Annotated in this window: 21 protein-coding genes; 4 read left to right on the top strand and 17 right to left on the bottom strand. The window is 54.3% G+C overall.

Features of this window, described 5'->3' with window-relative positions:
- Window positions 1-24: 24 nt before the first annotated feature.
- The 3 genes from MKX76_RS00965 to hemE all read right to left on the bottom strand — a co-directional run bounded on the left by MKX76_RS00965 (window position 25) and on the right by hemE (window position 3,500).
- A complete protein-coding gene (locus tag MKX76_RS00965) occupies window positions 25-1,317 on the bottom strand; it encodes a CapA family protein (protein WP_210095053.1) in 1,293 nt (430 codons plus the stop codon).
- 147 nt (window positions 1,318-1,464) lie between these two features.
- On the bottom strand, window positions 1,465-2,406 hold the full coding sequence (gene hemH, locus MKX76_RS00960) for a ferrochelatase (RefSeq protein WP_210095052.1): 942 nt from the start codon (window positions 2,404-2,406) through the stop codon (window positions 1,465-1,467).
- Window positions 2,407-2,441: 35 nt separating this feature from the next.
- Window positions 2,442-3,500, bottom strand: coding sequence for a uroporphyrinogen decarboxylase (hemE, locus tag MKX76_RS00955; protein ID WP_210095051.1), 1,059 nt, complete (start codon window positions 3,498-3,500; stop codon window positions 2,442-2,444).
- Window positions 3,501-3,764: 264 nt separating this feature from the next.
- Here hemE and MKX76_RS00950 point away from each other — a divergent pair, with 264 nt between their 5' ends.
- Window positions 3,765-4,985: an MFS transporter gene (locus tag MKX76_RS00950; RefSeq protein WP_007127680.1), complete on the top strand. Its 1,221-nt coding sequence runs from the start codon at window positions 3,765-3,767 to the stop codon at window positions 4,983-4,985.
- A 78-nt stretch (window positions 4,986-5,063) separates the two neighbouring features.
- Here MKX76_RS00950 and MKX76_RS00945 read toward each other — a convergent pair whose 3' ends face one another.
- On the bottom strand, window positions 5,064-5,696 hold the full coding sequence (locus tag MKX76_RS00945) for an O-methyltransferase (protein WP_007127679.1): 633 nt from the start codon (window positions 5,694-5,696) through the stop codon (window positions 5,064-5,066).
- Window positions 5,697-5,863: 167 nt separating this feature from the next.
- Between MKX76_RS00945 and MKX76_RS00940 the strand changes: the two genes are divergently transcribed.
- Both MKX76_RS00940 and MKX76_RS00935 read left to right on the top strand, forming a co-directional pair.
- Complete coding sequence (locus tag MKX76_RS00940) at window positions 5,864-7,018, top strand: THUMP domain-containing class I SAM-dependent RNA methyltransferase (RefSeq protein ID WP_210095050.1); 1,155 nt, start codon at window positions 5,864-5,866, stop codon at window positions 7,016-7,018.
- Window positions 7,019-7,208: 190 nt separating this feature from the next.
- Window positions 7,209-9,200 (top strand): LTA synthase family protein, encoded by a 1,992-nt coding sequence (locus MKX76_RS00935; RefSeq protein WP_387730636.1) that lies wholly within the window; start codon window positions 7,209-7,211, stop codon window positions 9,198-9,200.
- Between the two features lie 188 nt (window positions 9,201-9,388).
- Here MKX76_RS00935 and MKX76_RS00930 read toward each other — a convergent pair whose 3' ends face one another.
- From MKX76_RS00930 to MKX76_RS00885, 10 genes are all read right to left on the bottom strand, one after another.
- On the bottom strand, window positions 9,389-9,655 hold the full coding sequence (locus tag MKX76_RS00930) for a hypothetical protein (protein WP_007127676.1): 267 nt from the start codon (window positions 9,653-9,655) through the stop codon (window positions 9,389-9,391).
- Window positions 9,656-9,780: 125 nt separating this feature from the next.
- Window positions 9,781-10,002, bottom strand: coding sequence for a DUF1450 domain-containing protein (locus MKX76_RS00925; protein WP_210095048.1), 222 nt, complete (start codon window positions 10,000-10,002; stop codon window positions 9,781-9,783).
- A gap of 27 nt (window positions 10,003-10,029) precedes the next feature.
- Window positions 10,030-10,332 (bottom strand): HesB/IscA family protein, encoded by a 303-nt coding sequence (locus tag MKX76_RS00920; protein WP_007127674.1) that lies wholly within the window; start codon window positions 10,330-10,332, stop codon window positions 10,030-10,032.
- A 148-nt stretch (window positions 10,333-10,480) separates the two neighbouring features.
- A complete protein-coding gene (locus MKX76_RS00915) occupies window positions 10,481-10,750 on the bottom strand; it encodes a hypothetical protein (RefSeq protein WP_007127673.1) in 270 nt (89 codons plus the stop codon).
- Window positions 10,751-10,986: 236 nt separating this feature from the next.
- Entirely contained in the window at window positions 10,987-12,189 is a 1,203-nt protein-coding gene (locus MKX76_RS00910) for a M14 family zinc carboxypeptidase (protein ID WP_210095047.1), read from the bottom strand.
- 246 nt (window positions 12,190-12,435) lie between these two features.
- Window positions 12,436-13,242 (bottom strand): glutamate racemase, encoded by an 807-nt coding sequence (gene racE / locus MKX76_RS00905; protein WP_007127671.1) that lies wholly within the window; start codon window positions 13,240-13,242, stop codon window positions 12,436-12,438.
- A gap of 366 nt (window positions 13,243-13,608) precedes the next feature.
- Entirely contained in the window at window positions 13,609-13,980 is a 372-nt protein-coding gene (locus MKX76_RS00900; RefSeq protein WP_007127670.1) for a YtxH domain-containing protein, read from the bottom strand.
- A gap of 15 nt (window positions 13,981-13,995) precedes the next feature.
- Entirely contained in the window at window positions 13,996-14,451 is a 456-nt protein-coding gene (locus MKX76_RS00895) for a DUF948 domain-containing protein (protein ID WP_007127669.1), read from the bottom strand.
- Between the two features lie 213 nt (window positions 14,452-14,664).
- Window positions 14,665-15,084 (bottom strand): DUF86 domain-containing protein, encoded by a 420-nt coding sequence (locus tag MKX76_RS00890; RefSeq protein ID WP_210095046.1) that lies wholly within the window; start codon window positions 15,082-15,084, stop codon window positions 14,665-14,667.
- A 44-nt stretch (window positions 15,085-15,128) separates the two neighbouring features.
- Window positions 15,129-15,416 (bottom strand): Dabb family protein, encoded by a 288-nt coding sequence (locus MKX76_RS00885; protein WP_007127667.1) that lies wholly within the window; start codon window positions 15,414-15,416, stop codon window positions 15,129-15,131.
- Window positions 15,417-15,797: 381 nt separating this feature from the next.
- On the opposite strand from MKX76_RS00885, the gene MKX76_RS00880 reads away from it, so the two are divergent.
- Complete coding sequence (locus tag MKX76_RS00880) at window positions 15,798-17,255, top strand: alpha-L-fucosidase (protein ID WP_341032710.1); 1,458 nt, start codon at window positions 15,798-15,800, stop codon at window positions 17,253-17,255.
- Between the two features lie 125 nt (window positions 17,256-17,380).
- On the opposite strand, the gene MKX76_RS00875 is transcribed toward MKX76_RS00880, so the two are convergent.
- From MKX76_RS00875 to gucD, 3 genes are read right to left on the bottom strand one after another with little or no spacing between them, the layout of a single operon-like run.
- Window positions 17,381-18,970 (bottom strand): glycoside hydrolase family 43 protein, encoded by a 1,590-nt coding sequence (locus MKX76_RS00875; protein ID WP_210095045.1) that lies wholly within the window; start codon window positions 18,968-18,970, stop codon window positions 17,381-17,383.
- Window positions 18,971-19,019: 49 nt separating this feature from the next.
- On the bottom strand, window positions 19,020-20,996 hold the full coding sequence (locus tag MKX76_RS00870; RefSeq protein WP_341032709.1) for a YjhG/YagF family D-xylonate dehydratase: 1,977 nt from the start codon (window positions 20,994-20,996) through the stop codon (window positions 19,020-19,022).
- 16 nt (window positions 20,997-21,012) lie between these two features.
- A complete protein-coding gene (gene gucD / locus MKX76_RS00865) occupies window positions 21,013-22,479 on the bottom strand; it encodes an alpha-ketoglutaric semialdehyde dehydrogenase GucD (protein WP_007127654.1) in 1,467 nt (488 codons plus the stop codon).
- Window positions 22,480-22,501 lie beyond the last annotated feature (22 nt).

The following is a 22,501-nucleotide window of genomic DNA, read 5'->3' as shown; positions in this document are numbered from 1 at the left end:
CACCTCCTTGGTGTAACTGGTAGCTTAGATTTCCTTGGCCGTTCCCGGGATTACCTCCCCTCGAGGCGTAACGGTAACGCCGCCGATCGATCGGGACTGGACTTCCTTCAGCACGGCCTCTGCCTCCTTGCCTTCGAGCGGAATGACCTGTCCGATTTCCGTCCGGTATGGCGTCAGCTTGATGTCACATGCACCCTGCTTATTGCAGGAAGCTTGAAAGACCGCGGTCTTCCACGTATCGGCATTGGAGGATTTGGTAAAAATAAAATTGCCCGTGCTGTACGCAATCCATTTTCCTTTATATTGCTCCAGTCCCTGCAGCACATGCGGGTGTCCGCCGATGATCAGGTCTGCGCCGGCTTCGATGAAGGCGCGGGACAGATTGATCTGGTTCGCATCCGGCGTCTTATGCAGCTCCTGACCCCAATGCGGAATCACGATGACGAGATCGGCCTTCTGCCTTGCCGCGGCGATAGCTTCAACCGCTTTCGGCAAAACATGATCATAAGCACCGGCGACCCCGGGCCGGTTCTCCAGCGCATACCAAGTCGTTTCGGGCAGCACGCGGCTGAAGCCGAGAAGTGCCACCGTCATTCCTTTAAGCTCGAAATACTGTGCCGCAAAGGCCTCTTTTTCATTCCTGCCGGCCCCTACGTAGCGTATCTCGTGGTCGTCCAGGTGCTTGAGCGTATCGAGCAGCCCATCCTGACCCTGGTCCAGGATGTGGTTATTGGCCAGATTTACGGCCTCGACCCCGGCAGCCCGCAGCGCAGGCAGCACATCCGGCGATGACTTGAACACGAATTGTTTATTCGCGGCGGCTACGCCTCGCGTTGTCACCGGAGTCTCCAGGTTTAAGACGGTCAGATCATCGTCCAGAAACGCCGTGCCGAGATGCCGGTACGGATAATCATAGCCATGCTGCTTAAGGGCGTTCTCCACTTTGCCCGAGAATAAACTATCCCCGGCAAAATGCAGAACGACCCGCTCCTCCTCGCCGGAATCCCGCACTTCCTCTATTTCAGCAACCGGAATCTCCGGATCGGGATCTTCCAATTCGCCGGTATCGAACGAGCCGGAGCCAGCGCCCTTCCCGGATCCCGGGTCCGCTTCCCTGCCGCCTTCCATGCCGATGCCCGCCTGATCCGGGTAGGCCGTTCCCGCGGCCGGGTCGTGCTGCTTAAACTTAAAATAATAGATCAGCAGAGCAGCGATCATCATAATCAGGCAAAGGTTAAGGATTAACCATACCTGTCCGCTCCGCTGCTTACGGGCCTTCTTCTTGGCCTTGCTTTTCTCCGATCGTGACAGATGCATAGGGCACTCCTTCATTCACTGATGAGATCTTCGCATTAGGTCGCTTCTCCCATTATACCAGCATCCCTATAAAGAATAGAACCCCCCGGTTAACGGGGGGTTCTGCCTTGACATGATCCGGTTCGTATAAACGCTAGGCGTGTGCGTTTACAGGTTCAGAAGGGTAATGATGGAATCGCTGAGCGCTTCCATATACAGCGGATCACTGTTCAACGAGTCGATCCGCTCAAGCCGCATATCCATTTCTTTGGCGATGCTCTTCGCCTCAATATCCAGGTCATAAAGCACCTCGAGATGGTCCGAGACGAAGCCGACAGGAGCGACAAGCACATCCTCGACCTGCTCCTCTTTATTCAGCGTCTGGAGCGTATCCAGAATGTCCGGGCCTAGCCACGGCTCCGCCGTCCGTCCCGCGCTTTGCCAAGTGAACTGCCAATGCTTCACGCCGGCCTTCTCCGCTACAGCCTTCGATGTCTCCAGCAATTGATCCTGGTAAGGATCGCCCATGGAGAGAATCCGTTCCGGAAGGCTGTGAGCGCTGAACAGCACGCGCACGCTATCCCGGTTCGCTCCAGCTTCCTCGAACTGGTTCAGCTTCGCCGATACCCGGTCCGCAAATGCCTCGATCAGCTTCGGATGCAGATGATAGCTTTCCACGAACGAAATGTCGAGTCCAAGCTCGTCGGCTTTCGCCTTCGCCCGCTTCACGTAAGAGCCGATGCTCATCGTAGAATAATGGGGCGCAAGGACGATTCCGACCGCTTTCGTAATCCCGTCCTGCACCATCTTCTCCACGCCGTCTTCAATATACGGAGCTGCATGCTTCAGTCCCTGATAGCAAACGAATTCGACATCCGTCGCGCGGGGGTCCACGTTCAGCGTGTCCTGCAGCGTACGGACCTGCCGGTCGGTATTCTCGCGGAGCGGGAACACGCCTCCCACGATGGCCTCATAGCGTTCCGTCAGCTCGCGCAGCTGCTCCTCGGAAGGCTTATTTCCCCGGCGGATATGGGTATAATAGCTTTCGATTCCTTCCATGCTTTCCGGCGTTCCGTAGGACATGACCAACACGCCAATTTTATTCTTCATAACCTTCTCACCTCTAGCTATTAAGTATTCGTTCTCTAAGCTCGCTGTGCGGCGGTCTTTAATGCCTGCGCCGAGTATTCATGGATGTAGGAGGTTAGCTCGCGCAGCTTCTCCAGCGAAGCTTCCGGAAACAGTCCATGCCCCAGGTTAAACACAAAGCCGGGCTCTTGAATCCCTTGATCGATAATTTCTTTCGCATACTGCTGAATCAGCGGCATCGGACCGGTGAGCACGGTCGGATCGAGGTTGCCTTGAACGGCATATTTACCGCCCAAGCGGCGGCGCCCTTCGCTAATGGACACTCTCCAGTCGAGGCCGATGACGTCGGCCCGGAGTTCCGTCAGGGTCGGCAGCAGCTCTCCGGAGCTGACGCCCGGAAAATAAATTTTAGGCACGTTCAAATCCGCCAGCTCCGCAAAAATCCGTTCGATCGTCGGCAGGACGAAGGTGCGGAAATCCTGAGGAGACAGCGCGCCGACCCAGCTGTCGAACAGCTGGAACGCCTTGCCGCCATTGCTCACATGCGCTCTCAGATAAGCGATGACCATATCGCCGAGCTTGTCCATCAAGGAGAACCATACCTTCGGCTCGCTGTACATGAGCTCTTTCGTCCGCAGATAATTTTTCGAAGGTCTTCCTTCGATCAAATAGCTGGCGATCGTAAACGGCGCGCCCGCAAACGTAATGAGCGGCACCTCCAGCTCTCTGTCCAAGATTCGGATCGTTTCCAGCACATGTCCAAGATCGCCCTCCACATCAATCGGGCGGAGCTTTTCGACATCGGCTGCTGTACGTATCGGTTGATCGATAACGGGCCCGATATTTTTCACAATATCGAAGTCGACCCCGATCGAAGCAACCGGATTCATGATGTCGGAATATAGAATCGCCGCATCGACACCGAGCTTCCGTACCGGCATCAGCGTCACTTCAGCCGCAAGCTCGGGCTGGCTGCAAATTTCCAGAAGGGAGTATTTCTCTTTAATCTTTCGGTACTCCGGGTCATAGCGCCCGGCCTGCCGCATGTACCATACAGGAACATGGCTGATATCCTGCTTGCGGCATGCGCGGATAAATTGATCGTTGTAGGTCATGATTAGGCCCCCATCAATAGTTCATCATAGTTCATCATAGTTCATCAATGTGTATAAAGTTTCCTAATGTTCATTATGCCCTTTTTAAAAGTAAGTAACAACCGTCTTACATGGACATCCTATGAAAATCAGATGACAATCTTATGACATTGTCAACATTTGGCGCTTTTCAGATGTGTTATACTGAAAGAACGGCATTTTTTAGGGTATGCATAATTTGAGGGCCCGGATCACTTCGGGCTGGACAGCTTAGAAAGGAAGTGAGTGAGCACATTGAACCGTTGGAAAATCAATCTCATTGTGCTTTGGTTCGGGCAGTTTTTGGTCAACTCCGGGATGACGATGATCACCCCGTTCCTGACACTGTATTTGGCGCAGGACCTCCATGTCACGGGGGAACGGGAAATTGGAGTATGGGCAGGACTCATATTCGCAGCCAACTTCCTGACCTCATTTATTTTTCAACCGATCTGGGGGAAGGTGGCCGACAAGTACGGCCGCAAGCTGATGCTGCTTCGTTCGGGGTTCGGCATGGCGATCGTTATCGGCTGTATGGGATTTGCCACCCATCCATGGCATCTGCTTGCCTTGCGTCTGCTGAACGGGACGATTTCCGGCTTCAACCCGGCGGCGATATCGCTTGTATCGGGCACCACGCCGAAGAACCGGATGGGCTTTGCCATGGGCATCATGCAATCCGGACAAGTTGCCGGAACGATCCTTGGCCCCTTGATCGGCGGCGTCATGGCCAACTGGGTCGGATACCGTCCGATCTTCTTCATTACAGGCGGTCTGATATTTGCCGCTTCGCTGCTTGCCTTGTTTCTGGTTAAGGAAAAATTCGACCGGGAGGAAGCCGCTCACACGCCTCAGGTCTCGGTTATCGGCGGCCTGAAGGAGCTCAGCCATATTCCGCAGCTTCCGTCACTGTTCGCCGTTACGTTTCTGCTGCAGTTCGCAATGATCAGTCCGATGTCGCTCTTGCCGCTGTACGTCCAGAAGCTTCACGGCACGGCCGAGGATATCGCGATATGGGCCGGCTTCGTCGTTGCGGTAACCGGCCTCTCCAACATGATCGCCTCACCGATCCTCGGAAGGCTAAGCGACAAGGTCGGTGCACATCGGATATTGACGTATGCCTTGATCGGCACCGGGCTCACCTTGATCCCGCAGGCATTCGTACAGTCCGTGTGGCAGCTGATCCTGGTGCGGTTCATGATGGGCGTCTTTATGGGCGGACTCCTGCCGAGCGTCAATGCGCTGATCCGCTCGTACACGCCGGACGGTATGGAGAGCCGTTCATTCGGCTTCAACACAAGCTCGCTCGCGCTCGGCAATATGCTGGGCGCCGTCATCGGCGGTTTTTTAGCCGGGTTTATCGGGATCGAGGGATTGTTCATCACCTCCGGCTGCCTGCTGATCATCAATATGCTGTGGGTAAGAAGGAAGCTGTTTGCGAGCAAGCCTGCTCCGAAATTCCGGTAGCGGCACACATAAGAACCCATACACAAAAAGGGAGATCCCGGCGGCATACGTCCGGGATCTCCCTTTTTGTGGGTACATTCACTTTACTCGTGCCAGAATCAGCCCGTCGTAAGCAGGGAGCAGCGTGCTCACAAGCCGGTCATCCGTCGCGATTCGTTCATTAAACCGGCGTACGGCCTGCACCGATGGACCGTTCTTATCCGAATTCAGCGTTCTTCCGCGCAGGAAGCAGTTATCTCCTGCGATCAGCGCTCCCGGATTCGCCAGCTCGATGGCATAATCCAGGTACAGCGGGTAATTCTCTTTATCGGCATCGATGAAGAAAAAATCAAACGTCTTCCCTTCCCGCTTCAGCTCCGCCAGACTGTCCGCCGCAGGACCGATCCGGTATTCCACCCGATCCTTAAAGCCCGCCTTCTCCAGATGGCGGCCGGCCAGCTGCGCATACTCCTCCTTCAATTCGAGCGAGGTGAGCTTGCCATCAGCCGGAAGACCCCGGCAGAGGCAGATGCCGCTGTAGCCGCCGAGGGCGCCGATCTCCAGTATGCTGCGCGCGCCTGAAGTCTGCACGAGCAGTGTCAGCAGCCTGCCGTAAGCGGGTGCTACGGATACTTCGGGCATCCCATTTTCCCTAATGGCTTGCAGTACCTGCTTGAGCTCGTCATCTTCGGGATATAATTGATTAACATAATCGTCAGGGGTCGTCAGCAAGTGATGCCGCCTCCTTTGTTTCAGGCTTTAAGCCTTAAAATGATCCGTTAAACCTAACGAGGTCTATCATAAGACAATTGTCTTGGCGAATGCAATCGCCTATACTATAAAGATTGAACCGGCGGCGTGAAGCGCCGTACACATGTTAAATGGAGTTGACACCGTTAATGCCTCGATTACAATTGATCGCAACCGCCCCTATGGGCCTTGAAGCTATTGTCGCCCGGGAACTGAAGGAGCTCGGATATACCGATATGGAAGTAGAGAACGGAAGAGTGACCTTCTCCGGCGACCTGATCGATATTTGCCGCTGCAATCTGTGGCTTCGGACATCCGACCGCATTTTGGTGAAAATGGGCGAGTTCAAAGCGATGACCTTTGACGAGCTCTTTGAGGGAACCAAAGCGCTCCCTTGGGAGCAGTGGATTCCCGCGCGCGGGGAATTCCCGGTCGAAGGACGCTCCCATAAATCCCAGCTGAGCAGCGTTCCCGCCTGCCAAGGGATCGTCAAGAAGGCGATCGTGGAGAAGCTAAAGCTGTCGCATCGTACCGAGTGGTTTCCCGAAGACGGTCCCCGGTACGTCATCGAAGTGTCGCTGCTGAAAGACCGCGCTTTATTAACGCTCGATACGACGGGACCGGCTCTGCATAAACGCGGATACCGCAAGCTCGTGACCGAGGCGCCCCTGAAGGAAACGATGGCGTCCGCCCTCCTGCAGATCAGCCGCTGGGGTCCCCACCGTCCGCTGTATGATCCGTGCTGCGGCTCCGGTACCATATTGATTGAAGCCGCTATGCAAGCTTGGAATATCGCGCCGGGTCTGCGCCGCTCGTTCCCTTCCGAGCACTGGGGTATCATCGGGGATAAGCTGTGGGAGGAGGCGCGAGAAGAAGCGTTCGATGCCGTAACCGACGACATCCCGCTTCACATCGCGGGAAGCGATATCGATCCGAAGGCGATCGAAGTGGCCAAGGCGGCAGCCAAAAGCGCCGGACTTGCCGGCGAGATCGACTTTAAGATTCTCCCTGCCGCCAAAGCGCTGCCTGAAGGAGAATTCGGCTGCATCATCACGAACCCTCCGTATGGCGAGCGCTTGAGCGATAAGCCGGAGGTAGAGCGGCTGATCCGCCAATTGGGCACGATGACCGGGGCGCTGCCGACATGGTCCTTCTTCGCGCTCAGCCCGACCAAGCAGTTCGAGCATTATTTCGGCCGCAAGGCGGACAAGCGGCGCAAGCTGTATAACGGCCGGATCGAATGCCAGTACTATCAGTACTTAGGCCCGTTACCTCCGCGTAAACCTGCGCCTGAACAATCGTAAAGCTGGAGCAAGGCTTTATATCACGCCTATCACGCCAGAGCCGCCTGCAGGGCGGCTTTTTGCTCTTTCGAGAGCTTGCATCCTCTTGGGGGACATATGAGTTTGCGCCTCATTTATGTTATAAATGTAATCATCGATAACACCGGCTCGAATCGGGGAACTCCCGATGCTAGAAGGAGGGAATCTAACATTGCTATCATTTCACGCCAGGCGTGGCCTGCGAAGTCGGGTCGCCCGTATTTTACACTACAGATTCACGGCATTTTGGATCTTTCTCATACTCATGATGTACAAGCTGGTTCTGTTCGACGACAGGCTCCGGCTGACCCAGATCAAGCTCGATCAGGCGGACTATGTCATTGCGGTCGGCTCGCTGCTTCTCGTCTCGTTCTGGACCCTGTGGCTTCCCCCTAAGGCAAGGCTCGTCTCCTTGACGCTGTTAAACATGCTGTGGACCGGCATCCTCTATGCAGACCTCGTATACTACCGCTATTTCGACGATTTCATAACGGTGCCGGTGCTGCTTCAAGCCGGTCAGGTCAGCTCGCTGGGCGACAGCATCCGGTCCCTGACAGACGCGGGAGATCTGTTCTTTGTTATCGATTGGCTGGTCATGATCCCGTTCACTGTCATCATGCTGCTGCGTAAAAAAGGATCCGGGGCGGCACGCGGACTATCGTTTGCAGGGGAGCTTCGGCAGGAGCGAAGAAGAAGGCTTATCCTTCGTCTCGTATCCGGGTCACTCGCTCTGATCCTGGGTCTTGGCATGACCTTGGTTCCCATTAAACGGGCGTCGGATACGTGGGCGGTCGGCCTGTTCGAAGGCAACTGGTGGAATATTACGCTGTATAACGTTACCGGATTGATCGGCTTTCATGGCTATGATCTGTATCGCTACAGCCGGGATCATGTCATCAGCCAGCCGAAGCTCGCCGGGACGGAGATCGAGCGGATTCGGGAATGGTTTGAGGCCAGGAGGTCCACCCAGCCGAATGCAGGCGGGTTGTTCGGGAAGTATAAAGACAGCAATGTCATCATGGTTCAAACGGAGGCCTTGATGAACTTCGTGATCGGACAATCCGTGAACGGTCAGGAAATTACGCCGAATCTCAATAAACTGATGAAGGAGAGTTTATATTTCAGCAATTTTTATCATCAGACCGGACAGGGACGGACCTCCGACGCCGACTTCGTCACGCACAGCTCGCTGCTGCCGCTGCCGACGGGCTCCGTATTTACCCGCTACGCGGACCGTGATTTCGATACCCTTCCGGAAATATTGAAGGACCAGGGCTATTCCGCCAACGTCTTTCACTCCTATGATGCAAGCTTCTGGAACCGGACGACGATGTACCGCGAGATGAAATACGACCATTTTTACAGCAAGAAAGATTTCGTGATGAACGATGTGCTGGGCTGGTCCCTGAGCGATAAAGCCTTATTCGACCAGTCGCTCGATTATATGAAGAATATCAAGCAGCCGTTCTATTCGTTTCTTATCACCCTGTCAAGCCATCATCCGTATCATCTCCCCGAAGCGGAACGCAAGCTGGACATCGGCGGACTCGAGGGATCGATGCTGGGGGATTATCTTCAGTCGGTTCATTACGTTGACGCTGCGTTCGGCGAGCTCGTCGAGCAGATGAAGGAGCAGGGGCTGTGGGATAACACCATCCTGTTAATCTATGGGGACCATGACAACTCCATTAAGGAAAAAGAGGACTACGAGAAATTTTTGGGACGCGAGCTAAGTCCGCTCGATATGGAGCAGATCATGAATCAAGTACCGCTCCTCATTCATTTGCCGGACGGCGGCAGTGCGGGCGTGTATCCGGAACCCTCCGGCATGATGAATGTGGCGCCTTCGATTCTCCACCTGCTTGGGATAGCGGCAGACCCTTATTGGATCGGCGGGCATCTATTCGGAGACGAAGAGCGGCTGATTCCGCTGCGTACCGGGGCATTTTCCGACGGGAAGGTGTTCTATCTGCCATCCGAGGCCGCCGGACTTCAGGGCGGCACCTGCTATGATCTGGCTAGCCGTCAGCCGACCGATATTCAGGCCTGCAGCCAGGGATATGAGGAAACGCAGGAAATGCTGCAGGTGTCGGATCAGGTGATCATGTATGATTTGCTCCGTCAATTTAAAGCTTCGAGTTCTTCTGCAATCTCAAAACCTTGATCAATAGCTCCTGTTCGTCCATTTGGGCAGCCAAGTGGATACAGGGGCTTTATTTTGTGGAAAATGACCTGGATGTCGGCCGATCGGGTACGCATCGCTAAACGGGCCGGATGATTGGGCCGCACACTACAAAAAAGCCCGCTATAGAGCTTTAATGCTCGAATAGCGGGCTTGCACAGGATTCATACCTATTTCTTGCTTGAACGAAGCTTGGACAGACGTTCCTTCTCCTCGCCTAACAGCTCTTCCGCCAATTCTACGGCGTTCGGACTTCCCTGCTCCATCACCTGAGAAACCGCCCGCTCCGTGTGGGAGAGGGAATTCTCAGCCTGCCGGATCAGCTGCTCCGTAGGATGCGACATTGCCGAGGATACGGCACGGTGCAGCTTTTCTACGGAATCCAGAGCGCTATTGCTGGGATTGTTGGAATGAAGACTGGAATCGTGGCTGTTCATGTTGGTTGCTCCCTTCTGAAGTTCAGGTTCCTGTTGCCTTCTTAGCATGGATGGACAAGGCAGGAACTATACCCTTCATAAGGGAATTATCAGGGTGAAGCCGTCAAATTATGCTCGCCTGGAATCTACTTGATGAACGGCTGCGCCTTGGCGAGCACTTCATCCTCCGTCGGCGCGCTGACATATCGGCCGTTGATATAAATGAATGCACGTTTGCCGCACGGTCCGCAGTAAGATTTGCATCCAATTTTGATCTCGGCGTCAGGCGCCATTTTCTTGATTTTCGGGATAAGGGTCTTCAGTCTCGTATGCTTGCATTTCTCGCAGACTCTTATATCATTTGCCATGTTTCATACCTTCTTTACTGCAGCAACCTAGTGGTCGCCGTGATTGCCTTTGGACGGATTCGTGATTTCGAAGCCTTCCTGTGGAAAGTAGAGATAATCAATCTTGACGCCATCAAGGAACGGCTGCCCCTTTTCCAGAATCACATCAATCTCTTTATCGGTCGCAACCACTTCGTCGTTCTCCTTCGGCGTATCGAAATCAAGCCCGTAGTGGGCATGATCGCCGTGCGCATGGGTCACGATAACCCGAAGCAGCTTTCCTGCATTCTCTTCCTTCGCCATTTCACGCTTTATAACCTTGGCCGCATTGCGGGTGATTTTACATTTCACTATTCGTTCATCTCCTCTAAGATGATGCATTCAATAGTTTATTGTAGACCATAGTGAGGAATATGCGCAAGAGCAGGGTAATGAGGCAATTCCCTCCCGTACGGTAGGACCAGGCCATTTCCTCTGGATATGCAAAGCTTAAGCAGCCTTATTTCACCGTTCGCCGCTGCTTGTCCTGCAGCAATTGGGGATACTTTCGTTCGACGCGCGAAACGAACCAGTTCATCAGCAGCATCGTAAAGCCGATATCGTCGATCGGCAGCAGAGGCATCAGATCCGGGAGCACCCAGTAGAGTATGACCGGAACCAGAAACAAGAGCTTGTCCGGCAGTGAAACCTCGGAGGAGGCGATATAACCGAAAATACGCTGAAATACATGCGACCAGCGCCGCAGCGACCATAATCTTCTCCATTTCATGATGCTATCCCTCCATTCGAGCCGCAGTTATGATTATCATTACCCAATCTTCAAATTACAGCCTTCCGGTCTATAAGACGGTTTATTCTATACAATGTTCCTCAGCCTTCCGTTTGGCCGGGTCTTAAGCCATAAGCCGTGGCGAAAAATAACAAGACCGCTGCAGGAGATTCCATGCAGCGGCTGCTCCTAAAGGATATACGAGCTCGGCATCGCTTCCGTTTCAAATCCCAACGTTATTTCAGTGACATGAACGCGGCGGCAATGGAGCCTGCCTCAACGCATAAATCTTCAAAATCCTCCAGCGGGAGCGGATTTACGCCAAAACCGATCTCAACGGTAAAGCCGGGTCTCCGATAATGCTGAATGAACCAATCTTTATACCCGGCATCGCTGCCCTGCAGCTTGACCGGGCGGTAGCCCGCTGCCTTGCCCAAAATCCTTGCCCAGTCTTCGGTCTCAGGCGGCTCATAATCCCTGTAATTCCAATAGATCTCCTTCCCCTGGCTGTGCAGGGAAACCGCCCTTACAGGGGATATGTCCAGGGTATGCTCGTATAAGGCTCTAGCCTCCGGCTCACACAGCGGAGCGGTCCCGGCATAATCCTGCGGGCATGGCCCCGTTTTCCCTCTGCGCTCCACCTCTTCTTCCCAGTGCGCGGGAAACTGATCGCCGAGGTCGACTCCGCGGATGTTGGCCTTCCAGCGGCGAAAATCCTCACGTCCATAATTCCAATCAAGCAGCCGGTCGTAATAAGGATGGTCCGGGGTTACCCCCTCCTGCACCAGCTCCACGCCGTCCGGATTCGCCATGGGCACGATCCATAGCGTATATTCCGTATACCATGCTTCCGGGTCCCCTCCATAAATGCGCGTGCTTCCGGACAGCGCCTTGGCGTAATCCTCTGCAAACCGCAACAGGCACGGGGCGGTAATCCATTCATTGGCATGCAGGGCCGCATTCATATGAAGCGCCTTCGGGCCGACGCCGATGGAAGCGGCATGGATCGGTTTGCCGAGAACGCTTGTGCCGATCACCGTCCACTTTAGGGCCGGGTACCTTATGCGCATTTCTTGAATATCGCGCTCAAGCTCATTCGGGCCGTACTCGCCCGCCAGCCTGATCAGATGCCCGGATGACGGAGCCGGCAGAACCATTGTCTTGCCAGGAGGCAGGCTGTGATCCGTTAACCCGGGATTCAGGTCGATCAAAGCGCCTACGGATAACCGGAAGGCAGCGCCGATGCGCTCCAGCGTGTCCCCCTCTTGAATGATGTACCTCCGGCGCAATGAGGAAGGGAGATACAACAATTGCCCCTTTTTCAAATAAGGCTGCTGGGCCGCCCATGGATTCGCCGTTAACAGCTGTTCCAGCGCCAGGCCGTTGCGTGCCGCGACGCGTCTTAAAGTATCGCCTTTCTGAACGACATACTGCTGCATAGTGGATTCCTTTCCGCGGCCAGAGCCGCTTCGATTATCGTCCACTCCATATATATGATTTGCGGTTTGTCCATCATGTGCCTTTGAACCGGCGGATGATACGGACGCTTGATCCGCCGGACTCGTTAACCATACGCGATCCCTATCCCATACACCGTTAGGGGCAGGTCACAAAACGGGCCGGCAGGGATTTCTTCCCTGCCGGCCCGCTCCTTTCGTCCTTTTCGCTCGATGATGATTCGTGAATTATAGCTTCGTAATCTGCCATACCACCGGCGTCCGCTTAATATGATCCCCCAGCCATTCCTTAGCGATGCTCTGGAAGATCACCGGATCTCCGGTGCAAAAAAACTGATGGACCGGACTCTCGTCATTGCTGGCGAGCTGTCCCTTGTCGTACAGAATCGTGCTGACCTCGCGCGCCGTCTCGTCAGCCGAACTGATTAGCTTCACATCCTGCCCCATAACGGTCTGGATGGGATCCATCAGGAATGGATAATGCGTACAGCCAAGGATCAGACAATCAATGGATGAGTCTTTCATTCCATTCAGTGATTCTTCGACAACCTGCAGCGAATCTTTGGATCGGAATAATCCGTGTTCCACCAGCGGAACGAGATCCGGGCAAGCCCGGCTCTCAACCTCCACATAGGGGGACAGCTGCTTCAGAGCCGCCGTATATGCTCCGCTTCCGATCGTCCCGACGGTGCCGATCACACCGACACGGCCGGTTTTCGTTGCACTGATCGCGGCTCGCGCGCCCGGATGAATGACACCGATGACAGGCACCGGCACCTTGGATGAAATATAATCGAGCGCCGCCGCCGTAGCCGTATTGCAGGCGATGACAATCATTTTGGGATCATATTGGATTAGATAATCTACAATCTGTTCCGTAAATAAACGGACTTCTTCCGGTGTACGGGGTCCGTAGGGTGCGCGGGCAGTATCTCCGAAATAAATAATCTTCTCTCTCGGGAGCTGTCTCATCACTTCCTTAGCGACGGTCAGCCCACCCACACCTGAGTCTAGTATTGCGATTGCTTGCTGCACGAACCCACCGCTTCCTTCTCATCATATTCATGGTTTACGTGATACCATATGTCATTTCGGTTCGAAATGTACCTAAATCTTACCCCAATTCCCCCCTATCTTCAACAAGGTGCGCCAGGATTAGACAAGCGCTGGAAGACCACAGATGAACTATGGATGACACTCGCGGAAAGCCTCCTAAATCCCCTTGACGCCAATTCGCCGATCTGAAAGCTACGCTTACTAGCTTGCTCGGATTTTCAACGTTAACGCTGACCAAATTCCTTCTTCCTGCTGCGAAATGCGCATAGTAAAAGCCGGGCCCGCATCTATAGCAGTCCCGGCTTTCGCCTATGTTCGATATGGTGGCCGCGAACCTCGCAGCGATTATGCTTGCGGATCTTTGGACTCCGGAATGAAGCTGATAAACTGCTCTTCCTCCTCAGCCTCATCATCGCTGAAAGACGACACTTGAACGATGTCTTCCTCCTCCAGCCAGGATTCTTTCCGGCCGCGCCATGCCTGAATGTCAGAGATCACGTTTTCAGCGCGATCGGTCATAATGCCGACCAGATTCAAGCCCTGCTCCCCAACCTTCTCGGCTGCCTCCTGCACCTTGCTCCCGATGCCGCGGGCGCCTTCGGCAATATCGCCCCGAAGCTCTTTTCCGGATTTCGGTGCGAGAAGAAGCGCCGTCACGGAGCCTGCAACGCTGCCGATCAATACGCCCCACAGGAGTCCTTTGCTCTTATCGTTCATACAATCCCATCCCTTCTATTTGGCCTGCCCCTCGCCGGATTTGGCGGAAGAGTATCTGCTCCATGAGTGCCATAAGGTCATGCCGGCATCAATCCATCGAAACATCTCCCCGATATGCCTTTCATTATCGAGGCGCGCCCGTTCCAGATGCTCAATCGCCGTTATCGAAGCCTTCTTCCCTACGGCATGAACGGCATCCGCCGTCTTGGCAATGGCCGAAGCTGCATCGTTCAGCGAAGCAGTTAAGGCTTCGCCCGCTGCCAGCTGCCGCTGTACCATCTCCATCGATACGGAGGCCTGCTTCAACACTTGCGAGGCTTCCTGCGCCAGCTGCGAGCTATCCTGCTCCAGCTTGGCAAGAACGGCTTCCGTATGCTGCAGCAGCTTGCGAAGGGACAGCATCATCACGATCGCTGCGCCGGCAACGATCATAATTCCAACAGCAGCCGCAAGCGCGCTCCACTCCGTCATAGGGAACTCCTCCTTTCATCCGACCGGGCGAATGCCTAGTCGCTTGATGCATTATAAGCAGGATGGGCTTGTATTGACACAGCTTTTTACATTTTTCTCGGGAGGTTATGAAGAGGACCTGTCTAACACGAAAAAGGCCCGGGATATCCCGGACCGGATGTTTTACAAATGCGTCGCCAAGCCGTGCTGCACGGTTAGAATCCTTTTCCTCGCTTAAAGCTCATTCTTCAAATACTCGCGAACATGCGCCGCGAACCGCTCCAAAGCATCCGGCAGCTTCGCCGTTAACGGATGCAGCGAATGCCTGTCCCAATCGTAATATTCCTGAACCAGCGGCTTGCGGAGCCTAACCAGCTCCAGCAGCACGGCGTGCACGTCTTGAGGAAAGACCTTCTCCTCGTGGACGATATCCATAATATCCTCGTAGCTGCTTGCATCCCGCATAATAAAGCCGTCGATCAGATAGCTTCCGACATCGGTCACGACCTCGATCGCCAGATGAAGGGCCCGTTCCTGCATCATTCCCAGCACAAGTCCGCCGTCCCATGACTGCGCTGCTTTCCTGAGTCCCTCCGCAATCTCGGGAATAGCCTCAAGCCGCCGTTCAATTTGTTCCTGATTTACATAATACACGGTCAATCTCCTCCAGAGCTGTTAAATGATTATCAAACAACGGGCTACACTTCAAAGTCAACGCTGAGCGTATGATCCTTGACGGTATTAATGTAGCGGATCACTTCCTGATGGACCGGATGAACCGCGTAAGCCTGCAGATCCTCAAGCGAATCGACTTCAACGATGAGAGCCAGATCGTACGAGCGCTCCGAACGGATGACATCGGCACCGGCCTCGATCGATCTCAGCATCGGTATTTTCCCTTCCATATCACGCAGCACTTGTACCGTCCGTTCAATATTTTCGGCTGTTGGCTCCTTTAATTTAAAAAACACAATATGTTTAATCACGATTGGTTCCTCCATCTCTTCGCTATGTAAAATTCCCACTTCTATCATACCCCGTTCGTGCGGAAAAGGAAATCGCTCTCATGCAGTGGTTCGAAGCCGCAGCCTGGCCTCACCGGCCGACATTGGGCAATCCATACGCCTGCCGCCCCCGCCTGAGCCAGTCCCCGCCAAAGCCACTGTCGGCTATATGCCCTCGTTGTAGGCATAGTCAACCCACCGTTTTGACGCTGTTGAACCACATGGAATGATCCTAATATAAATGGATTTCTCCGGCCGTAACAGGTTAATAAAATCCACGATGAGATGAGTATTATCCATTCTTTCCTTTCTACGATAGCGCTATCATAAGAGAACATGAACCGAAAAGGAGGATTGTACTTCATGGATAGAAATGAATATTTGCAAGTGATCGACGGGACGATTGCGAGAGGGCGATTCAAAGACGATTGGGGATCTCTTGGAGCATTTCGTGTTCCCGAATGGTACAGAGATGCCAAATTCGGTATCTTCATCCACTGGGGTGTATACTCCGTACCCGCTTTTAAAAACGAGTGGTATCCACGCAATATGTACATTCAAAATTCAGAGGAATATGAGCATCATATTGCTACTTACGGAGAACACAAACAGTTCGGGTACAAGGATTTCATTCCGATGTTCAAGGCTGAGCGGTTTGACGCGGAAGAATGGGCCGATTTATTCAGACGCAGCGGGGCCAGATATGTAATGCCCGTTGCCGAACATCATGATGGTTTCCAAATGTACAAAAGCGGACTCTCCCGGTTTAACGCCTATGAGATGGGGCCAGGCCGGGATCTTCTCGCTGAAATGAAAACCGCTTTCGAACGCCAGGGACTGGAGCTGTGCGTCTCTTCTCACCGTGCGGAGCATTGGTTCTTCTTGTCTCACGGCAAGGATTTCGATTCGGATATCCGGGAACCGCTTGCACGCGACGACTTCTACTGGCCTTCAATGCCGGAGCCGGATCATCAAGATCTGGCAGGCTCGCCTCCGAGTCATGAATTTTTGGAGGACTGGCTGCTCCGGTGCTGCGAGCTGGTCGACCGTTTCCGCCCTAAAGTTTTTTATTTCGACTGGTGGATTCAGACCAGCGCTTTTAAACCGTACCTGAAGAAATTCGCAGCCTATTATTATAATAAGGGCGACGAATGGGGATACCCGGTTGCCATCAATTACAAGCACGACGCTTATATGTTTGGCACGGCCGTCCCTGATGTAGAGAGAGGCCAATTTGCGGAACTGAAGCCGTACTTTTGGCAAACCGATACAGCCGTTGCGAGGAACTCCTGGTGCTATACGCCCGATAATGAATACAAATCGCCAGTCGAAATCATTCAGAATCTGGTTGATATCGTGAGCAAAAACGGCAGTTTGTTGCTCAATATTGGGCCCAAAGCAGATGGAACGATCCCCGCCGAGGACCGAGATATTCTCATTGCCATCGGAGATTGGCTGCAGGTCAACGGAGAAGCGATATACGGGACAACGTTTTGGAAAACATTCGGTGAAGGGCCGACGGAAATTAAAGAAGGTCAATTCACGGACGGAACGGCCACAGACTTCACAAGCGAAGATATCCGTTTCACAATGAAAGGATGTTATCTGTATGCAACGGTTTTGGCTTATCCTGAGGATGGCATCGTCCGCATCCGCTCGCTGAAAGAGCGTTCCCCCCACTATCATGGCATCATCCGGGATATTCGTGTGCTCGGGTTCGATGAGAAGCCGACATGGGACCGAAACGATGAAGCCTTATCGATACAAACCGTAACCGTCAAAAGTTCGGTACCGGTCGTTTTTCAAATCGAAATCGAATAATATGGGCGAACGGACAAACCTTCCCCGCCTTCTTGTCAAAACTGCTAGACAAGAGGCGAGGAACTCTTTTTTTCTTCCATCAATCTGAAAAGCCATGTCATATTGGGGGGCATATCAGTATCGGCTTAAATCGTCGTGCTGTTCGTCTCTTTGTATACAAAGTAATCAAAATCAGCGTGTTTCCGGGTCCCGCCAAGATCCTGCACACAAAGACCGATGTAGGTTCCCGTAAACCGGATATATTCAGGAGATTCATCGGACAGATGCGTGATATCGAACCATCCGCCTGCGGGATACCAGGACGGATCATCCTGTAACGCATAGTAGAAGCAGGCACGGTCATGATCAACCACAACCTTTAACCGGATTCCGTTCACCGATTTCAGCGGAATATCCTCCAGCAGCTCATCGTAAACCCCGTATCTGGACTGAATGATTCCCAGGCACTGTCCTTTTTCTTCATGATAAGTTACCCGTAAATAAAGATAGTCTTTCGTGTCGTAATACAGAATCAGCCCTGCCATTTGCTGCGGATGGTCCGGTGCAAACTCCAGACAAGTTTCGGCTTCACACGCAAAAGCCTGCAGTCTTCGGGCGACCATGCTCTGCCTGTGCGTCGAGCTCATCGACTCCATGCCGCGCAGGCGCAAGTAACCGGGACGTTCCGTAAGGCTCAGCCACGTCGGATCCGGCGGAATACGAAGCGTATTCCAATCGCTCCGGAGCATGGGTTGATCAAAGTGGTCCATCTCCGGTGCCGGTTCAAAAGGATGCGGCTTGATTTTTGGTGCAGGCACCTGAACCTCGGGATATCGGTCACCGCTCGCAAGCCGCAGCCAGCCGTCCTCGCTCCACGTGCACTGCTGCAAAGCCGTCTCACGGCCAAGTGTGCAAAACTGTCCATTGACAGGCCGGCCGACCAGATGGGCCATGTACCATTCGCCGGTGTGCGTCTCGACGAGGCTGCCGTGACCGGCCTTCTGCAGCTTTAAATCCGGCCTGCCGTATGAAGTAAGGATCGGGTTGGCAGGATCGACCTCATAGGGCCCTTGTAACGTACGGGATCGCGCTACCGTCACCGCATGTTCATAACCGGTTCCCCCTTCAGCCGTGAGCAGATAATAATACCCCTTATATTTGTACAGATGCGGTGCTTCCGTCAGCCCTAATTCCGTGCCCTTGAATATGTTAACGGCGGGCCCGGTCAGTTTGTGTTCCTGAACGGAAAATTCCTGGAGCACGATGCCCGAGAACCGGTTCTTTCCTTTACGGTGATCCCAAATCATATTGACCAGCCACTTGCGTCCGTCCTCATCATGAAATAAGGAAGGATCGAACCCGCTGCTGTTCAAATACACCGGCTCAGACCACGGGCCTTCGATATTCGTCGCCGTCACAAGGTAATTATGGGTATCTTTAAAAGCGCCGACCCGGCTTTTGACATCTGTGTAAATCAGGTAAAACACGCCGTTGTCATAGCTGAGGCAGGGAGCCCATACACCTCCGGAATCGATGTTGCCTTCCATATGCAGCTGCGATGTCCGGGTCAGCGGAGATTGTATCGGCTTCCAATGAACCAGGTCCCGGGAATGGTGAATCCGTACGCCCGGGAACCATTCGAAGGTGGATGTGGCGATATAATAATCTTCCCCTGCCCGGCATATGGACGGATCGGGATGAAAACCGCGAAGAATGGGGTTCGTGATCATATTCATTTAAGCAACCTCCGGCATGAAAATGATGATTGTACAAAAAGTGATTGTTTCAGTGCCAGCCCAGTACTTTTTTGCCGGCTTCCAGAGCGGTTATGATCCGTTCCACGTCGTACACATTTCCTCTCCATGTCCCTCCGCTGACGGACTGCAGCGCAGCCCACAGCCTGGTGTCATCCGGCAGAGCTTCATCCGGCCGCATATCGGGATGGAAAGGCCTCTGTGCCAGGATGAGAGCGCCTTCCTCCGGCGAAACCTCGACTTCCCCTTCACCGACAAAATTTATGCTGCCTTCCAGCGTGTTGCGATCCACGACGATATCAATCAAGTCACCGTTCCGAAGCTTGCCGATTGGCCCGCCTGCCAGCGCTTCGGGGCCAACATGGCCAATGCATGCCCCGGTGGAAACACCGGAAAACCGGGCATCGGTAATGAGCGACACGTATTTGCCGAAAGACAGATGCTTCAGCGCAGACGTAAGCTGGTAAGTCTCCTCCATCCCGGTCCCTGACGGACCCCGCCCGAGAAGTACGACGACGTCGCCTGCCAGAACTCCGCCGGACTTAATCGCACGGATCGCTTCGCGTTCGGTTGTAAATACTTTGGCTCTGCCTCTGTGACGATACACGCCATGGTCATCCAGTACCGAAGGGTCGATCGATGTGGATTTGATCACAGAGCCTTCCGGAGCGATATTCCCGGTCGGAAACGTTACGGTAGAGGTAATGCCAAGACGCCGCGAATACTCCGCGCTCATAATGACACTATCCGGATCAACCCCGTCCTTCTCTTTCAGCTGCTTCCGTAGCAGATGACGGCGTTCCGACGATTCCCACCAGTCGAGCACCTCGCCCAGCGTCGTACCTGTTACGGTAAGCACGGACTCATCCAGTATGCCAAGCTGCCTGAGGTGAAGCATCACTTCAGGCACTCCTCCGGCCTGAAACACCCGAATGGTCGGGTGGCAGATCGGGCCGTTCGGCAGGGCGCTGACCAGTCTCGGCACATGCTTGTTGACCTGGATCCAGTCCTGCACCGCAGGCACGGTTAAACCGGCTGCATGGGCAATGGCGGGAATGTGGAGCAGCAGATTGGTAGAGCCGCCGAATGCGGCATGAACGGCCATCGCATTGCGAATCGCCGCATCGGTGACAATGTCCGCCATTCTCAGCCCTTTGGACTCCATGACCATGAGTGCGCGTGAGGATTGCCGAGCCATTTCGATCCAGATCGGCTGCCCGGATGGTGCAAGCGCGGCATGCGGCACCGTCATGCCCATCGCCTCGGCGACGACCTGGGCCGTTGCCGCCGTGCCTAGAAACTGGCAGCCTCCTCCCGGTGTAGCGCATGCCCGGCAGCCGAGCTCCGCCGCCGCTTCCAGGGAGAGCTCGCCGCTGACGTACCGTGCGCCGATCGTCTGAATTTTGCCGGCGTCCTCTCCATCGACAGGCGGAAGGGTGACGCCCCCGGGAACGATCACACCAGGCAGCTGTGGCATGCCCGCAAGCGCAAGCATCATCGCCGGCAGACCTTTGTCGCAAGTGGCGACGCCGATCACCCCTTTGCGCGTCGGCAAGGAGCGAATCAGTCTGCGGAACACCATGGCAGCATCGTTCCGGTATGGAAGGGAATCAAACATGCCTGTCGTTCCCTGGGATCGGCCGTCACAAGGGTCGCTGACATACCCGGCAAACGGAATTCCACCGCGGCCCGATATCTCTTCCGCCGCGGCCTTCATGAGCAGGCCGACCTCCCAGTGGCCCGTATGGTAACCGAGGGCGGCAGGACTGCCGTCCTCGTTGCGAATTCCGCCCTGCGTGCTCAGGATCAGAAACTGTTTTCCGTTCAACTCCCCGGGCTTCCAGCCCATCCCGACATTCTGGGACATGCCGAACAAGTCGCCGCTCGGAGCGTTCCGCAGCAAGTCATCCGTTAAAGGCAGCCGTCCCGCCGCCCCGGGAGCATACGCCATAATATCGAAACAGCTTGAGTCTTTCTCCCCCATTATCGACATAATCTGTTCGTGCATGGCACCCTCCCGCCGCCTAAGACTTAACGAAAACCGTTTTGATGGATGTGAAAAACTCGATGGCCGCTTGCCCCTGTTCCCTGGAATGCGAGCTCGACATTTTCATTCCGCCGAATGGAGCCTGCAGCTCTACGCCGGCCGTTTCCGCATTGATCCTGACCAATCCGGCATCCATATCCCGGATGAAAGACAGCATTGCGCCGACATTTTGCGTATAGATGGAGGCACTCAAACCAAAGTCGCTGTCATTGGCCGTCTCTATGGCTTCCTCCAGGGAATCCACCGCGATCAATGCAAGCACAGGGCCGAAGATTTCTTCCCGGGCTATGGACATGTGCGGTTCGACCCCCTCAAATACGGTTGGCTGGACATAAAACCCTTCTTCAAGCCCTGGACCGTCCGCTCTTTTTCCGCCGGTCAGCAGCACGGCGCCTTCATCCTGCCCTTTCTGAATATAGTTCAGCACCGTTTCGAGCTGTCCTTCGTTCGCGCACGGTCCCATCCAGCTTTCGGAAGACATGCCGTCCCCCAACCGGATCTCCCGGATTTGCGACAGGAGCTTTTCTTTAAAGGCTTCATATACTTTCCGCTCCACAATGACCCGGCTGGTGGCGGTGCATTTTTGGCCTGTGGATTTCAAGCCGCCGCTGATGGTGGCCTCGACTGCCAAGTCCAGGTCCGCATCTGCCGCGATAATGATCGGATTTTTGCCGCCCATTTCAAGCTGATACTTGGCTCCCCGCCCCAAAGCGGCGGCGCCGACCCGTTTTCCGACTTCGTTGGAACCTGTGAACGTTATCCCGTTGACATCCGGATGCTCGGCAAGCGCAGATCCGATCACCGAACCTCTGCCGCATACAAGATTGAGAACGCCTGCCGGAATTCCCGCCTCCTCAAAGCATTCCATGATTTTGGCTGCCGTGACCGCCGTTTCCTGCGCCGGCTTTAACACAACGGTATTGCCGTATATCAAAGCCGGGGCCGTCTTCCAAATCGGAATCGCTACGGGAAAATTCCATGGGGCAATGACGCCCACGACGCCAAGCGGTACACGGGTCGTAAACATCAGCGCTTCGCTGTCCGTCGAAGGAATGACATCGCCTATTTTTCGCATCCCTTCGCCAGCGTAATACCTTAGGATCGCGACGCCGCGCATCGTCTCTCCCTTAGCTTCTGCAAGCGTTTTGCCCATTTCCCTCGTCATCGCCTCGGCGACCTCATCGGCCCGGCGTTCCAACACATTAGCTGCCTTGTAGAGAACATTGCCGCGTTCCGCGCCGGTTAATCGCCGCCAGGCTCGGCCTGCTGCTTTGGCCGCTGCGACAGCACGGTTCAGATCCTCTATACCGGAAACCGGTACATAACCGACTACCTCTTTCCGGTTTGCCGGATTGATGCTGGGTTCGGTTTCTCCGGACGCAGCCTTCACCCATTCTCCGTTGATATAGTTCCTGTATACTTGCTCTCTTTGAAATGCCGTCATGGGAATACGCCCTCCTTATTAA

Source organism: Paenibacillus sp. FSL R5-0810 (assembly GCF_038002285.1).
In the GTDB taxonomy this organism is placed as follows: domain Bacteria; phylum Bacillota; class Bacilli; order Paenibacillales; family Paenibacillaceae; genus Paenibacillus_AQ; species Paenibacillus_AQ lactis.
Note: the sequence above shows the minus strand (reverse complement) of the source record. Positions and strands in the feature narration are given on the sequence as shown.

What these genes read in the sequence shown, in the direction of transcription:
- MKX76_RS00965 (WP_210095053.1), bottom strand. Translation starts at nt 1,317, where the DNA reads ATGCATCTGTCACGATCGGAGAAAAGCAAGGCCAAGAAGAAGGCCCGT.
- hemH (WP_210095052.1), bottom strand. Translation starts at nt 2,406, where the DNA reads ATGAAGAATAAAATTGGCGTGTTGGTCATGTCCTACGGAACGCCGGAA.
- hemE (WP_210095051.1), bottom strand. Translation starts at nt 3,500, where the DNA reads ATGACCTACAACGATCAATTTATCCGCGCATGCCGCAAGCAGGATATC.
- MKX76_RS00940 (WP_210095050.1), top strand. Translation starts at nt 5,864, where the DNA reads ATGCCTCGATTACAATTGATCGCAACCGCCCCTATGGGCCTTGAAGCT.
- MKX76_RS00930 (WP_007127676.1), bottom strand. Translation starts at nt 9,655, where the DNA reads ATGAACAGCCACGATTCCAGTCTTCATTCCAACAATCCCAGCAATAGC.
- MKX76_RS00925 (WP_210095048.1), bottom strand. Translation starts at nt 10,002, where the DNA reads ATGGCAAATGATATAAGAGTCTGCGAGAAATGCAAGCATACGAGACTG.
- MKX76_RS00915 (WP_007127673.1), bottom strand. Translation starts at nt 10,750, where the DNA reads ATGAAATGGAGAAGATTATGGTCGCTGCGGCGCTGGTCGCATGTATTT.
- MKX76_RS00910 (WP_210095047.1), bottom strand. Translation starts at nt 12,189, where the DNA reads ATGCAGCAGTATGTCGTTCAGAAAGGCGATACTTTAAGACGCGTCGCG.
- MKX76_RS00900 (WP_007127670.1), bottom strand. Translation starts at nt 13,980, where the DNA reads ATGAACGATAAGAGCAAAGGACTCCTGTGGGGCGTATTGATCGGCAGC.
- MKX76_RS00895 (WP_007127669.1), bottom strand. Translation starts at nt 14,451, where the DNA reads ATGACGGAGTGGAGCGCGCTTGCGGCTGCTGTTGGAATTATGATCGTT.
- MKX76_RS00880 (WP_341032710.1), top strand. Translation starts at nt 15,798, where the DNA reads ATGGATAGAAATGAATATTTGCAAGTGATCGACGGGACGATTGCGAGA.
- MKX76_RS00875 (WP_210095045.1), bottom strand. Translation starts at nt 18,970, where the DNA reads ATGAATATGATCACGAACCCCATTCTTCGCGGTTTTCATCCCGATCCG.
- MKX76_RS00870 (WP_341032709.1), bottom strand. Translation starts at nt 20,996, where the DNA reads ATGCACGAACAGATTATGTCGATAATGGGGGAGAAAGACTCAAGCTGT.
- gucD (WP_007127654.1), bottom strand. Translation starts at nt 22,479, where the DNA reads ATGACGGCATTTCAAAGAGAGCAAGTATACAGGAACTATATCAACGGA.